The organism is Candidatus Methylomirabilota bacterium, assembly GCA_035936835.1.
Classification (GTDB): domain Bacteria; phylum Methylomirabilota; class Methylomirabilia; order Rokubacteriales; family CSP1-6; genus AR37.
In genome coordinates this window covers 1-13,598 of the sequence record DASYVT010000235.1, presented here as the reverse complement: position 1 = coordinate 13,598, position 13,598 = coordinate 1, and the positions used below count along the sequence as shown (strand labels likewise).

13 protein-coding genes and 1 pseudogene are annotated in these 13,598 nt (G+C 69.9%); 13 read left to right on the top strand and 1 reads right to left on the bottom strand.

Annotated features, from left to right (window positions below; all coding sequences use genetic code 11):
- Positions 1-10 precede the first annotated feature (10 nt).
- From gatC to VGV06_21195, 13 genes and pseudogenes are all read left to right on the top strand, one after another.
- Positions 11-313, top strand: a complete 303-nt coding sequence (gene gatC, locus VGV06_21255; protein ID HEV2057668.1) for an Asp-tRNA(Asn)/Glu-tRNA(Gln) amidotransferase subunit GatC — start codon at positions 11-13, stop codon at positions 311-313.
- Positions 314-316: 3 nt separating this feature from the next.
- Positions 317-1,777 (top strand): Asp-tRNA(Asn)/Glu-tRNA(Gln) amidotransferase subunit GatA, encoded by a 1,461-nt coding sequence (gene gatA / locus VGV06_21250; protein HEV2057667.1) that lies wholly within the window; start codon positions 317-319, stop codon positions 1,775-1,777.
- The gene (gene gatB / locus VGV06_21245) at positions 1,774-3,225 is read left to right on the top strand and encodes an Asp-tRNA(Asn)/Glu-tRNA(Gln) amidotransferase subunit GatB (GenBank protein HEV2057666.1); all 1,452 of its coding nucleotides are present in this window, start codon (positions 1,774-1,776) and stop codon (positions 3,223-3,225) included. The genes gatA and gatB overlap by 4 nt, the downstream gene beginning before the upstream one ends.
- Before the next feature lie 27 nt (positions 3,226-3,252).
- Positions 3,253-3,924, top strand: a complete 672-nt coding sequence (locus VGV06_21240) for an ATP-binding cassette domain-containing protein (GenBank protein ID HEV2057665.1) — start codon at positions 3,253-3,255, stop codon at positions 3,922-3,924.
- A 21-nt stretch (positions 3,925-3,945) separates the two neighbouring features.
- The gene (locus VGV06_21235) at positions 3,946-4,830 is read left to right on the top strand and encodes a permease-like cell division protein FtsX (protein HEV2057664.1); all 885 of its coding nucleotides are present in this window, start codon (positions 3,946-3,948) and stop codon (positions 4,828-4,830) included.
- Entirely contained in the window at positions 4,830-6,053 is a 1,224-nt protein-coding gene (locus VGV06_21230; protein HEV2057663.1) for a peptidoglycan DD-metalloendopeptidase family protein, read from the top strand. The genes VGV06_21235 and VGV06_21230 overlap by 1 nt, the downstream gene beginning before the upstream one ends.
- Before the next feature lie 30 nt (positions 6,054-6,083).
- A complete protein-coding gene (locus VGV06_21225) occupies positions 6,084-7,373 on the top strand; it encodes a S41 family peptidase (GenBank protein ID HEV2057662.1) in 1,290 nt (429 codons plus the stop codon).
- Positions 7,374-7,382: 9 nt separating this feature from the next.
- Positions 7,383-8,291 carry a divergent polysaccharide deacetylase family protein gene (locus VGV06_21220; GenBank protein ID HEV2057661.1) on the top strand — a complete coding sequence of 303 codons (909 nt, stop codon included), beginning with the start codon at positions 7,383-7,385 and terminating at the stop codon, positions 8,289-8,291.
- A gap of 137 nt (positions 8,292-8,428) precedes the next feature.
- Complete coding sequence (gene tsaD / locus VGV06_21215; GenBank protein HEV2057660.1) at positions 8,429-9,433, top strand: tRNA (adenosine(37)-N6)-threonylcarbamoyltransferase complex transferase subunit TsaD; 1,005 nt, start codon at positions 8,429-8,431, stop codon at positions 9,431-9,433.
- Positions 9,433-10,515 carry an ATP-binding protein gene (locus tag VGV06_21210; GenBank protein HEV2057659.1) on the top strand — a complete coding sequence of 361 codons (1,083 nt, stop codon included), beginning with the start codon at positions 9,433-9,435 and terminating at the stop codon, positions 10,513-10,515. The genes tsaD and VGV06_21210 overlap by 1 nt, the downstream gene beginning before the upstream one ends.
- 1 nt (position 10,516) lies before the next feature.
- Positions 10,517-11,458, top strand: a pseudogene (locus VGV06_21205) (sigma-54 dependent transcriptional regulator).
- A gap of 128 nt (positions 11,459-11,586) precedes the next feature.
- Positions 11,587-11,937 (top strand): hypothetical protein, encoded by a 351-nt coding sequence (locus tag VGV06_21200; protein ID HEV2057658.1) that lies wholly within the window; start codon positions 11,587-11,589, stop codon positions 11,935-11,937.
- Between the two features lie 84 nt (positions 11,938-12,021).
- A complete protein-coding gene (locus VGV06_21195; GenBank protein ID HEV2057657.1) occupies positions 12,022-13,020 on the top strand; it encodes a uroporphyrinogen decarboxylase family protein in 999 nt (332 codons plus the stop codon).
- Positions 13,021-13,196: 176 nt separating this feature from the next.
- Here the strand turns inward: VGV06_21195 and VGV06_21190 are convergent.
- Positions 13,197-13,598: phosphomethylpyrimidine synthase ThiC (locus VGV06_21190; protein ID HEV2057656.1), on the bottom strand; the 402-nt coding region annotated here is incomplete at its 5' end.

Sequence of the window (13,598 nt, the reverse complement as noted above, 5' to 3'; positions counted from 1 at the left end):
TATGCCCGAGCTGAAGATCACGATGAAGGAAGTGGACCACGTGGCCCGCCTGGCGCGTCTGGCGCTCTCGGACGCCGAGAAGGAGCGCATGCGCCGCGAGCTCGACGGCATCCTGTCCTATATCGACAAGCTCCGGGCGCTGGACACCGAAGGGGTGCCGCCGACCTCCCACGCCGTGCCCATGACCAACGTGATGCGCGAGGACGAGCCCGCGCCGTCGCTGCCGCAGGCCGACATGCTGGCGAACGCGCCCGACCGGAGCGGCGAGTTCTTCCGCGTGCCCCGAATCATCGAAGAGTCCATCGAAGAGTAGGGGATGCTGACGGACCTCACGATCCACGAATTGGGCGCGCGCTTCCGCCTCGGAGACGCGACGCCCACGCAGGCCGCACGGGAGTATCTCGCGCGCATCGCGGCGCTCGATCCCAAGGTGAAGGCGTACCTGACCGTCACGGGCGAGGCCGCGCTCGCCAGGGCGGCGGAGGCGGACGCGCGCTTCAAGTCCGGTGCGTCCCTCGGCCCGCTCGACGGCGTCCCGCTCGGCGTCAAGGACGTGTTCTGCACTCGGGGAGTCCGGACCACCTGCGGCTCGAAGATCCTCGAGGGATTCGTGCCGCCCTATGATGCGACTGTCGTCGCACGGCTTGTCCGAGCCGGCGCAGTCATCCTGGGCAAGCTCAACATGGACGAGTTCGCCATGGGCTCCTCCACGGAGAACTCGGCCTATTTCACGACGCGCAACCCGTGGGATCTCTCCCGCGTGCCCGGCGGGTCTTCCGGAGGCTCGGCGGCCGCGGTCGCCGCCGACCTCGCGGCGGCGACGCTCGGCACCGACACGGGCGGCTCCATCCGCCAGCCCGCGGCTTTCTGCGGCAACGTCGGTCTCAAGCCGACCTACGGGCGCGTCTCGCGCTTCGGCCTCGTCGCCTTCGCGTCGTCCCTCGACCAGGTCGGCCCGTTCGCCAAGGACGTCCTCGACGCCGCGCTGATGCTCCAGGCGATAGCGGGCCACGACCCGCTGGACTCGACCTCGGCCGCGATCCCGGTACCGGACTACGCGGCAGAGCTCTCGCGGGGCGTGCAGGGCCTGAGGGTCGGGATCCCCGCGGAGTATTTCATCGAAGGGCTGGACGCGGAAGTCGAAGCGGCGGTGCGGGCGGCCATCGAGACGTTGAAGGGCCTTGGGGCGAAGACCGAGAGCGTCTCGCTGCCGCATACCGAGTACGGTCTCGCCGCCTACTACCTGATCGCGCCGGCCGAGTGCTCTTCCAACCTCGCGCGCTACGACGGGGTCAAGTACGGCCTGCGCGTCCCCGGCGCGCGCGATCTCATCGACATGTACAGCCGGACGCGCGGCGCGGGGTTCGGCGCCGAGGTCAAGCGGCGCGTCATGCTCGGCACGTACGCGCTCTCCGCGGGCTACTACGACGCCTACTATGGCAAGGCGCAGAAGGTGCGCACGCTCGTCCAGCGCGATTTCCAGAGAGCTTTCGAGCGCGTGGACGTGATCGTGGCACCGACCACGCCGAGCGCCGCCTTCAAGATGGGCGAGAAGGAGGACCCGCTCTCCATGTACCTCAACGACGTGTTCACCATTCCCGTCAACCTGGCCGGGCTGCCGGGGCTGTCGGTGCCGGCGGGCTTTACGAAGGCGGGGCTGCCGATCGGGCTCCAGGTCATCGGCAAGGCCTTCGACGAGGCGACGCTGCTGCGCACGGCCAAGGCGTACGAGGCGGCCACCACGTGGCGGGAGAGAAAGCCGGGGCTCACCGCATGAGCGGGGCGTACGACGTCGTCATCGGCCTCGAGGTCCACGCGCAGCTCCTGACGCGGTCGAAGATGTTCTGCGGCTGCTCGACGGTCTTCGGCGCGCCGCCCAATACCCAGACCTGCCCCGTCTGCCAGGGCATGCCGGGGACGCTGCCGGTCATCAACCGGCGGGCGGTCGAGTTCGGGATCAAGACCTCGCTGGCGATTCACTGCACCGTGAACGCGGACAACCGCTTCGCGCGCAAGCACTACTACTACCCGGACATGCCGAAGAACTACCAGATCAGCCAGTACGAGGAGCCGCTGGCGGAGCACGGCCATCTCGACATCGAGGTGGACGGCGCCGCGCGCCGGATCGGCATCGAGCGCCTCCACCTCGAGGAGGACGTCGGCAAGCTCATCCACGAGGGCAGCCTCGAGACGGCGCAGTCGAGCCAGGTGGACTTTAACCGCGCCGGTGTGCCGCTCATGGAGATCGTCTCCAAGCCGGACATCCGAACCTCCGAGGAGGCGGGCGCCTACCTGCGCGGGCTCCGGGCCATCGTCGTCTACCTGGGCGTCTGCGACGGCAACATGGAAGAAGGATCCATGCGGTGCGATGCCAACATCTCGCTGAAGCGGGTCGGGGCGATCCCGCTCGGGACCAAGGTCGAGGTCAAGAACATGAACTCCTTCCGGAACGTCCAGCACGCGCTCGAGTACGAGATGAAGCGGCAGGGCCGCGCGCTCGACGCTGGGGAGCGGATCGTGCAGGAGACGCGCCTCTGGGACCCCGACAAGGGGCAGACGGTCTCCATGCGCTCGAAGGAGTTCGCCCACGACTACCGCTACTTCCCGGAGCCCGACCTTCCGCCTCTCAACGTCGGGGCGCGCTGGATCGAGGCCGTGCGCGTCACGCTGCCCGAGCTGCCGGCCGCCCGTCGCGCGCGCTTCATGCGGGCCCACGCGCTCACCGCCTACGACGCGGACCTTTTGACCGGGAGCCGCGCGCTGGCCGACTACTTCGAGGCCGCCGTCGCCCAGTGCGGCAAGCCGAAGGCCGCGGCCAACTGGATCCTCAACGAGCTGCTTCGCGAGCTTCCCGGCGACGACGAGCGCGCGGTCGCCGCCTGCGCCATTTCGCCCGGTAAGCTCGCGGGCCTCATCACGCTCATCGAGGACGGCACCATCAGCGGCAAGATCGCCAAGGACGTCTTCGAGAAGATGTACCGCTCGGGCGAGGACGCGCGGACTATCGTCAGCCGTGAGGGCCTGACCCAGGTCGCCGACGCGGGCGCGCTCGGCGCCGTCGTGGACGGGGTCCTGGCCGAGCACGCCAAGGTCGTCGAGGACTACAAGGCCGGCAAGAAAGCCGCCTTGGCGTTCCTCGTCGGGCAGGTCATGAAGGCTACAGTGGGCAAGGCGAGCCCCGGTGTCGTGAACTCACTTCTGGCCGAAAAACTATCGAAACTCTGAAGGGTTAGATAGAATGGGCGGAGCCCTATGATACGGCTCCACCGGGTCTGCAAGGTCTTCGAAAGCGGGCCGATGAAGCTGCCGGCCCTCAGTGACATCTCGTTCGCCGTCGAGAAGGGCGAGTTCGTCGTCCTCTCGGGCGCCAGCGGGGCCGGCAAGACGACGCTCCTTCGCCTCCTCTACGCCGACGAGCAGGCCTCGGACGGCGAGATCGAGGTCGCCGGCTTCGACGTCATGGCGCTGCGCCGTCGGGAAGTCCCGCTCCTCCGGCGCTCGCTCGGCATCGTCTTCCAGGACGCCAAGCTCCTCTCGGGCCGCACCGTCTTCGAGAACATCGCCTTCGTCCTGCGCGTCCTGGGCACCGAGCGCCGTGACATCACGCCCAGGGCCTTCCAGGCGCTCAAGGCCGTCGGCCTCTCCTCGCGAGCCCAGGCCTACCCGGCGCAGCTTTCGCAGGGCGAGGCCCAGCGGGCCGCCCTCGCGCGGGCGATCGTGAAATCCCCGGCGCTCCTGCTGGCAGACGAGCCGACGGGCAACCTGGACGAGGCAATGGCTCGCGAGATCCTCGACCTGATCAAGGACATCTCGAGCCGCGGCACCACGGTGCTCTTCGCGACTCACCAGGCGCGATTGGCCGCTCAGCTCAAGCGCCGGACCCTGAGGCTCGAAGGCGGCGTCTTGGTCAAGGACGAGGGATGAGCCCCAGATGCTGAGCCCCAGATGCTGAGCTTCATCGTCAGCGAGGCCCTCGTGGATCTCCGGCGCGCGGGCCGCGTCGGTGTCAGCGCCATCCTGCTCATCACGCTCTCGCTGACGGCGCTGGGCGGCTTCTGGCTGCTGTCCTTGAACCTCGGGCGGGCCGTCGGGCAGTGGCGCGACCGCGTCAGGGTGGTGGTCTTTCTCCGGGAAGAGCCCTCGACCGCCGCCCTCGCCGACCTTACCCGCCGCGTCGAAGCGCTCGACGGCGTCCAGCGCGTGCGCTACGTCGGGAAGGCCGAGGCGCTCCGCTCGCTGCGCCAGTCGCTCGGCTCCCAGGCCGGCGTCGTCGATCACCTGCCGCGCAACCCGCTGCCGGCCTCGCTCGAGGTGACGCCGGCCGAAGGCTCCACCACTCCTGAGGCTACTCGCGCGCTCGCCGGTCGGCTCGCCGTCTTCTCCGAGGCCGAGGAAGTCCAGGGCGGTGCGGAATGGGTCGAGGGCCTCGCCCGTTGGCAGCGTCTCTTCCAGGTCGTAGGCCTTGCCGTGGGAGCCGTGCTGGCGCTGGCCGCCATCCTGACGGTGACAACCGCGACCACGCTGGTCCTGCACGCGCGCCGCGCGGAGACGGAGATCATGCGGCTCGTCGGCGCGAGCGAATCCGTCATCCGGCTCCCGCAGCTTCTGCAGGGCATGGTCCAGGGCCTGCTGGGCGCCGTCGTAGCGCTGGCTCTGCTCGAGGCGGCCTTTGCCGTCGGGGCGCCACGGCTCGCGCCGCTGCTGCAGCTGACCTTGGGCCTGGCCCGCGCGGTCTTCCTCTCGCTGCCGCAGATCCTGTTCCTGATCGCGGGCGGCGCCCTCCTGGGCGCGCTGGGCGGCCTCCTGGCCCGCGGCCGGGTGACGGTGTGATGCGCGCCTCCCGGTCCGCGCCGGCGCTCCTGTTCCTCGTGCTGGCTCTCGCGTTGCCTGCGACGGGACAGCAGAAGAAGGACGGCGCGGACCTCAACGAGAAGGAGCGCGCGCTCCAGCAGGCGCAGAAGCGCCTCAAGGAGGAGCGCACCAAGGCTGCGGAGGCGCGCAAGCGCGAAGCCGGCATCCTCTCAGAGCTCGAGACGATCGACCGGCGGCTGAACGACAAGCGCAAGCAGGTCGCGCTGCTCGACGGGCGGATCAGGCACACCCAGGCCGAGATGGGCGACTTCCAGCGCGATATCGCCCGCCTCGAGAACATGCGCTCGGGACAGGAAGACGCCATGGCCCAACGCCTGCGCGCGATGTACCGGATGCAGGTCCAGGGTGGGGCGCTGCCCGTCCTCCTCTCGGGCGACGACCCGATCGCCCAAGCCGTGCGCCTTCGCCACCTGACCACGCTCGCGACGGTGGACGCCCGGATGATTCAAGAGTATCGTGTAACTTCCGAGGGTTTGATGGACCGGAGGAGCAGGCTGGAGGCCCGCCGCGGGGAGATGTCGGCTCTCCGGACCGAGGCGGAGGGCGAGCGGGCCGAGGCGGACCGCGAGGTGGCCAAGCGGCGGGCGCTGCTCGCGCGGGTCAGGGACGAGCGGGCGTACCACGACCGGATGGTCGGGGAGCTCAGCGAAGCCACGCGGCGCCTGGAGGCCTTCATCCGGGACCTCCAGGAGAAGCGGCGGGTCGCGAAGATCCCGCCGCCCTCTTCGAAGCCGCCGAAGGCGACGCCCGGTGAGGGCACGCCGGGAGTGGGGCTGGGGGCGATGCGCGGGCGGCTGGAGTGGCCCGCGCCAGGGCGGGTTGTCGAGGAGTACGGCACGCGCGTCAACCCGCGCTTCGGGACGAAGACGTTCCGGAACGGGATCGACATCGACGCCGGCGAGGGGTCGAATGTCCACGTCGTCTTCCCGGGCCACGTGCTCTACACGGGCTGGTTCCGGGGGTACGGGAACCTGATTATCGTGGACCACGGCAGCGAGTACTACACGCTCTACGCTCACGTCGCCGACATGAAGGTGGCCGAGGGGGACGACGTCAGACAGGGACAGGTGATCGGCACGGTCGGGGACACGGGCTCACTCCAGGGGCCGCGCCTCTATTTCGAGGTGCGCTACCAGGGGAAGCCCCAGGACCCCGCTCAATGGCTCAGACCCCGAGGGTAGGGGACAAATAGCAGGACCAAGGAGACCACGATGGGCTCGCTTCGGCACGTGAAGAAGGCGGTAATGATCGCGGCGGTCCTGCTCCTGCTCACCCTGTCGCTGGGCGGCGGGGTGGCCAGCAAGAGCAACGAGCAGGCGGCGACCTACGAGAACCTGCACCTCTTCACCGAGGTGCTGTCGATCATCCAGAGCCAGTACGTCGACGAGCTGCCCCCCAAAGAGATCATCTACAGCGCCATCAAGGGCACGCTCAGGGGCCTCGACCCGCACTCCTCCTTCCTCGACCCCGAGATGTACCGCGAGATGCAGGTGGAGACCTCGGGCAGCTTCGGGGGCCTGGGGATCGAGATCACGCTGCGTGACGACGTCCTCACCGTCGTCACCCCCATCGAGGGCACGCCCGCCTACCGCGCCGGCGTCCAACCCGGCGACCGCATCGTGAAGATCGAGGGCATCTCGACCAAGGACATGCAGCTGACCGACGCCGTCAAGCGCATGCGCGGCAAGCCGGGCAGCAAGATCGTCATCAGCCTGATCCGCGAGGGGTGGACGGAGCCGAAGGATTTCACGATCATCCGCGAGCAGATCCGGGTCCAGTCCGTCAAGAGCGCGGAGCTCGAGCCCGGCATCGAGTACATCAGGCTGCGCCAGTTCCAGGAGCAGACGGGCACTGACATCGAGACCGCGCTCGAGAAGTACTCCAAGGGCAAGAAGATCGAGGGGCTGGTGCTCGACCTGCGCAACAACCCGGGCGGGCTCCTGACGTCATCCGTCGAGGTGAGCGAGAAGTTCCTCGAGCCCGGGAAGCTGATCGTGTACACCGAGGGGCGCGTGCGGACCCAGAACATGCGCTTCCAGGCGAGCGGCAAGCGCATCTACTCGGACTTCCCCATCGTCATCCTCGTCAACCAGGGCAGCGCCTCGGCCTCCGAGATCGTGGCAGGGGCGCTCCAGGACTGGGGGCGCGCGGTGGTGCTGGGGACGCAGAGCTTCGGCAAGGGCTCCGTGCAGACGATCATCCCGCTCTCCGACGGCTCGGGACTCAGGCTCACGACCGCGAAGTACTACACCCCCAAGGGTCGCTCCATCCACGGCAAGGGCATCACGCCGGACATCATCGTGGAGGCGCCCAAGCCCGCTGCGGGCCAGACGCCCGAGGTGCAGCCGCAGCAGCCGCCGCTCGACGAGCAGGCGCGTCTCATGGACCAGCTCAAGCGCGACCCGCAGCTGCAGCGCGCGCTCGACCTGCTCAAGGGGATGAAGATCCTGGACAAGACGACCCGTCCGGCGGGCGCGCCGGCGCAGACCTCGGCGCGCTGATCGGGCGGCATGCCGGCGCGAGTCTGGACGGCTCTCGCCGGTCTCATCGCGGTCCTGCTGGTCGCCGTGGTGGGGCTCGACCAGTGGCAGTCCCGCCGCGGCGAGGTGAGCCTTTTCGGCCTGCCGTGGTTGTCGTTGCCGGCTCCCGCAACGCCCTTGCGGGCCCCCGCGGCCCCAAAGCTTCGGGACCCGCGCCCGGCGCAGCCCGCCTCGCCGGCGCCGCCGGCCCCCCAGGCGGGGCCGGGTCCGGTGAGCGCGCCGCGCGTGGCCGTCATCATCGACAATCTCGGCGCCCGGCGCGATGTCTTTGACCCGCTCCGGGACATACGGCGGCCGCTGACAGTGGCCATCCTGCCGGGTCTGCCGCTGTCCGAGTGGACGGCGCGCGAAGCCGCGCAGGCGGGGATGGAGGTCATCCTCGACCTTCCCATGGAGCCGTACCGCTTCCCCGAAGTGGATCCGGGCCCCGGCGCGCTGCTGATGGCGATGGGCCCGCAGGAGCTGCAGGCGCAGGTCGGCGCGCATCTGGCGAGCGTGCCGGGCGCCGTGGGCGTGACCAACCACATGGGCTCGCGGATGACCGAGGATAGGACACGCATGCGCACGGTGCTGGAGGTGCTGGCGGGGCGGCGCCTCTTCCTGGTGGACGGGCTCGCGAGCAACCTCTCCGTCGCCTACGACGAGGCCAAGGCGCTGGGGCTCCGCGCCGGGCGGCGGCAGATTGTCGTCGACCACGCGGCCGGCGAGGCCGGCGACCGCGTGCGGTGGGACGAGGTCGCCTGGTGGGCGGAGCGCCGCGGCGAGGTGATCGTCATCGCGCACGGGCATCCGCTGACGGCGCGGCTCCTGCGCGAGTACGTCTCGCGCTGGGAGGCCCGCGGCATCCGCCTCGTGCCCGTCTCCCAGCTGGCCAAGTAGTTGACTTGCGAGCTGAGACGATGCCCGCTGTTCGAGCTGAGAGGCGGCGGTGGCCGCCGCGAGGCGAGAGCTGGGTCGATCCCGCTGGTGTGGCGGTTCGAGCCGAAGGGCGAAGCCGTGAGGCGAGGGCTGAGTAAATCATGATCGTGCTCGGCATCGAGACCTCCTGCGACGAGACCGCCGCCGCCGTGCTCGACGGCGGACGCAAGGTGCTCTCGAGCGTCGTCCTTTCCCAGGACGAGGTCCACGCCCCCTACGGCGGCGTGGTGCCCGAGCTCGCCTCGCGCCGCCACCTCGAGGTGGTCGTGCCCGTCATCCGCCGCGCGCTGGCCGAGGCCGGCATGGGACTGCGCGATCTGGACGGCATCGCCGTGACCCAGGGGCCCGGGCTCGTCGGCTCGCTCCTTGTCGGCTGTTCGGCGGCCAAGGCGCTGGCGTGGGTGCACGGCACGCCCCTAGTAGCCGTGAATCACCTCGAAGGCCACATCTACGCGGCCTTCCTCGAGGAGCGCACCCCCGACTACCCGTTCCTCGCCCTCGTCGTCTCGGGCGGTCACACCGCGCTGTACGTCGCGGAGGCGCCGCGGCGCTACGCCCGAGTCGGGCAGACGCGCGACGACGCCGCGGGCGAGGCCTTCGACAAGGTCGCCAAGCTCCTGGGCCTGGGCTATCCGGGAGGTCCCGCCATCGAGCGCGCGGCCCGCGGCGGGTACGCCACGGCCATCCGCTTTCCCACGGCCAACATGACCGACGGCGCCCTGGACTTCTCCTTCAGCGGGATCAAGACCGCGGTGTCCCTGCACGTTCGCCGCGCCGGAAGCCTGTCGCCAAATCAGGTCGCGGACGTCGCCGCGTCCTTCCAGGCGACGGTGGTCAAGATGCTCGTCCGGCAGACGCTCCACGCCGGGCAGCGGCTCGGCACCCGCCGTGTGGTCCTGACGGGCGGCGTCGCCGCCAACACGGAGCTGCGAGGAGCGCTCGAGGGTGGGTGCGTCGATCGCGGCTGGGAGCTCATGGTTCCCTCCCGACGGCTCTGCACCGACAATGCGGCGATGATCGCCGCCGCGGGCAACGACCGGCTCGAGGCGGGCGAGCGCGCGCCGCTGACCATGAACGCCATCCCCGACCTGGCGTTGGCGTGATGGCCTTTCTGGACTACGAGGCGCTGGTGAACGGGCTGCCGGACGCGCTCGTCGGCGTGGACGCCGATCTCCGGATCATCCTGTGGAACCCGGCTGCGGAGGATCTCCTCGGCCGTTCCGCGCGGCGCGTGACCGGCCGCGCCCTCAAGGAGGTCTTCCCGCCGGAAACCTCCCTCGTGCGGCATCTGACAGACACGCTCGTCACCGGCGAGAGCCGTTCCGAGTCCTCCGCCGTGATCGAGGGTCCCGACGGCCGCCCCGTGCACGTAAGCCTTGTGACGGCGCCGCTGGCCGGCCGGAGCGGGGCGGTCACCTCCGCCGTCGCCGTCGTGCGCGACATATCGCGCCTCCGCCAGCTCGAGTCCGAGGTGCGCCGCGGCGAGACCCTGGCCGCGGCGGGCCAGATGGCCGTCGGGCTCGCCCACGAGATCCGCAACCCGCTCTCGGCCATCCGCGGCGTCGTGCAGCTCATGCAGCGCGAGCTCGGGGACGAGGCCCGTTGGGGAGAGTACACTGCGGTTCTACTCAAAGAAGTGACCCGGGTCAACAGCATCATCGAGATGTTGCTGGACCTCGGGCGCCCGGTCACGCTCCGCGCCGTGCCGCTCAACGTCCACCAGCTCCTCGAGCGCGTGGCCCTCCTGCTCGAGGAGGAGGCGACCTCGCTCGGCGTCCAGTTCGTCCGGCGCTACGACCCCAGCCTGCCGCCGATCCTGGCCGACGAGGACCGCATCATGCAGGTCTTCCACAACCTCGTGCGCAACGCCATCGAGGCCATGCCCGGCGGGGGACGTCTCACGCTCGTCACGCGATTGTCCATGAACCCGCTATTCGCCAAGGTGGACCTGGGCCAGGGCCAGAAGAGCCTCGCCGAGATCCAGATCGCCGACGAGGGGCAGGGCATACCCGAGGCCACTCGCGACAAGCTCTTCACGCCGTTCTTCACCACCAAGGACCGGGGCCTGGGCCTGGGCCTCGCCCTCTGCCACCGCATCGTCGAAGAGCACAAGGGCGCAATACAGGTCACGAGCGAGCCGGGGCGCGGCACGGCCGTCTCCTGCTTCCTCCCGATCGCACGGTAGAATGGCAACCATGGTCGAAGGGCGCATCCTCATCGCCGACGACGAAGACGGGCTCCGCTGGGTGCTCGAGAAGGGCTTCCGCGGGGCCGGCTACCAGGTCACCGCGGTCAAGGACGGCACCGCCGCCCTCCGGGAGGCCGAGGCGCAGCCCTTCGACCTGATCCTGCTGGACATCCGCATGCCCGGCATGGACGGCCTGACCCTCCTCGGCCACGTGCGCGACAAGCGCCCCGATGCCCAGGTCGTGATCATGACCGCGCACGGCACCGTCGAGACGGCCATACAGGCCATGCAGAAGGGCGCCTACGACTACCTGGCCAAGCCCTTCGACCTCGACGAGGCCCTGCTCCTGGCCGAGCGTGCCCTGCTGGCCCGGCGCCTGTCGCAGGAGGTGACCTCTCTCAAGACCGGGCTCAGGGAGGTTTGGGAGTTCGGGGCGCTCGTCGGCCGGCACCCGACCATGCAGGAGGTCTACAAGACGATCGGCCGCGTCGCGGCGAGCGATGTCTCCGTGCTCCTCCGCGGCGAGTCGGGAACGGGCAAGGAGGTCGTGGCGCGGGCGCTGCACCACTACAGCCGGCGGGCCGGCCGGCCCTTCGTCGGCATCTCGGCCGCGGCCATCCCGGCGACCTTGCTCGAGTCCGAGCTCTTCGGCCACGAGAAGGGCGCGTTCACCGACGCCAAGGAGCGGCGGCTCGGCAAGCTCGAGCTGGCGCACGGCGGCACGGTCTTCTTCGACGAGATCGGCGACATGCCGCCGGAGCTGCAAGTGAAGCTCTTGCGGGCGCTTCAGGAGCGGACCTTCGAGCGCGTGGGCGGCCACGAGCTGATCCGCATGGACGTGCGCGTGCTCGCGGCCACTCACCGCGATCTCGAAGCGATGATGAAGTCGGGGAAGTTCCGCGAGGACCTCTTCTACCGGCTCAACGTCGTGAGCCTCTCGCTGCCCGCGCTGCGCGAGCGCCGGGGTGACATCCCGCTCCTGGTCGAGCACTTCCTCTCGAAGTATTCCGAGACGCTCGGCGAGCGCGTGGTCGTGCCCGAGGCGATGGACCGGCTCGCCAGCCACGAGTGGCCTGGCAATGTCCGCGAGCTGGAGAACGTGATCCAGCGCGCCATGGTCATGGCCTCGGGCGGCGTCATTCTGCCCGTGCACCTGCCGATCGGCCCCGTCTCCGCCGCGGCGAGCGTGGCCGCCGACGCCTCGCTGGAAGAGATCATCGAGAGGAAGATGGCCGAGTGCGTGCGCGGTCTGCGCGGCCACGCCTCGGCGAATCTGCACAGTCTCATGGTGGGCCTCGTCGAAAAGCCCCTCCTCCGCGCGGTTATGCGCGAGACCAAGGGCAACCAGGTCCGAGCCGCCCAGCTGCTCGGCATCAACCGCAACACGCTAAGGAAGAAGCTCAAAGAGCACGGCATTGACCCCGACGCCGTGTAACGCCGCGCGACAGCCCCTCCGGAGGCCCCGTACATGATCCGTCCGGTGACGAACTGGCTGAAACCCCGATGACGACGAAGCGCGAGCGGGTCCTGGCGGCGCTCCGCGGCGAACCCGTCGACCGCGTCCCCATCGCCTTCTGGCTGCACAACTTCGCCGCGGAGAACTCCGCCGAGGGCCTGGCCGGGGAGACGCTGCGCCTCGCCGAGACCTTCGACTGGGACTACCTCAAGCCGCAGTCGCGGGCGCAGTGCTTCGCCGAGATGTGGGGACTCCGGTACCGGGCCTCGCGCGAGCGCGCGGTGCCCTTCACGGTGACGCACGCGCCGCTCGATGGCGAAGCCGCTCTGGCAAAGCTCGAGCCCGCCGCTCCGCTCGCGGGCGCCCTCGGCGAGCAGTTAGAGGCCCTGCGGCTGATCCGCGCGGCAGTCGGATCGGATACGCCGATCATCTGGACTGTGTTCTCGCCGCTCATGGTGATGCCCTTCCTGATGACGGGCGGCCGGGAGCAGACGCTCTCGCTGATGCGTGCCGCGCCCACGGCCCTCGAGCACGCCCTCGATGCCGTTGCTGTGACGCTCCGTGCCTATGCGGGCGCCTGCCTCGACGCGGGAGCCGATGGGCTCTTCTACGCGACCAACCTCGCCACTCGCTCCCTCATGACGGCGGCCGAGTGCCGGCGCTTCCAGCGCCCGTACGACCTGCGCGTCCTGAGCGCCGTCGCGCGCGCGCCGTTCAACCTGCTCCACGTCTGTGGCGAGGCGGCGCACTTCGACGAGTTCCTGGACTATCCGGTGACGGCCTTCTCCTGGGCGACGGTGCCCGGAAACCCGACGCTGGCCGAGGGCCAGCTCAAGACGGGGCGGGCGGTCGTCGGCGGATTCCCCGGCAAGCCGGATATCGCGGGGTTCACCGGCCCGGCGCTGGTGGGCCGCGCGAGGAGCGCCATTGCCGAAACGGGCGGCCGCCGGCTCCTGCTGGGACCCGACTGCTCGATCAACCCCGACACGCCTGAGCCGCTCCTCCACGCGGCGGGCGCCGCTGCGCGCGAGCCACGGCCAGCCTGAGCCCGGGAGAGGCCTTGAGGATGGCGCCGATCTGGGTACTGCGGCAGACCTTCAGGGAGTAGCTGACAAGAGAGCAGCGCCCTCGCCTTCTCAGCCCTCGCCTCACCGCTCGAAGCGAGCGTCTCGGCTCGAACTGCGGCCCCTCTCCCCGTCGAGGAGGAGAGGGGCCCGGCGGGTCAGGACTTCGGGACGTAGAGCTGGGCGCCGGACTTCTTGAACTCTTCCGCCTTCTCGCGCAGGCCCTGGGCGATGGCGGCGCTGTCGTCGGCGAGCCCTTGGGCCTTGGCGTATTCACGGACTTCCTGCGTGATCTTCATCGAGCAGAAGTGCGGCCCGCACATGGAGCAGAAGTGCGCCACCTTGGCGCCCTCGGCCGGCAGGGTCTCGTCGTGGAAGGAGCGCGCGGTCTCGGGATCGAGCGAGAGGTCGAACTGGTCCTCCCAGCGGAACTCGAAGCGCGCGCGTGACAGCGCATCGTCCCAGTCGCGCGCGCCGGGGTGGCCCTTGGCGAGATCCGCGGCGTGGGCGGCGATCTTGTAGGCAATGACGCCGTCCTTGACGTCCTGCTTGTCGGGCAG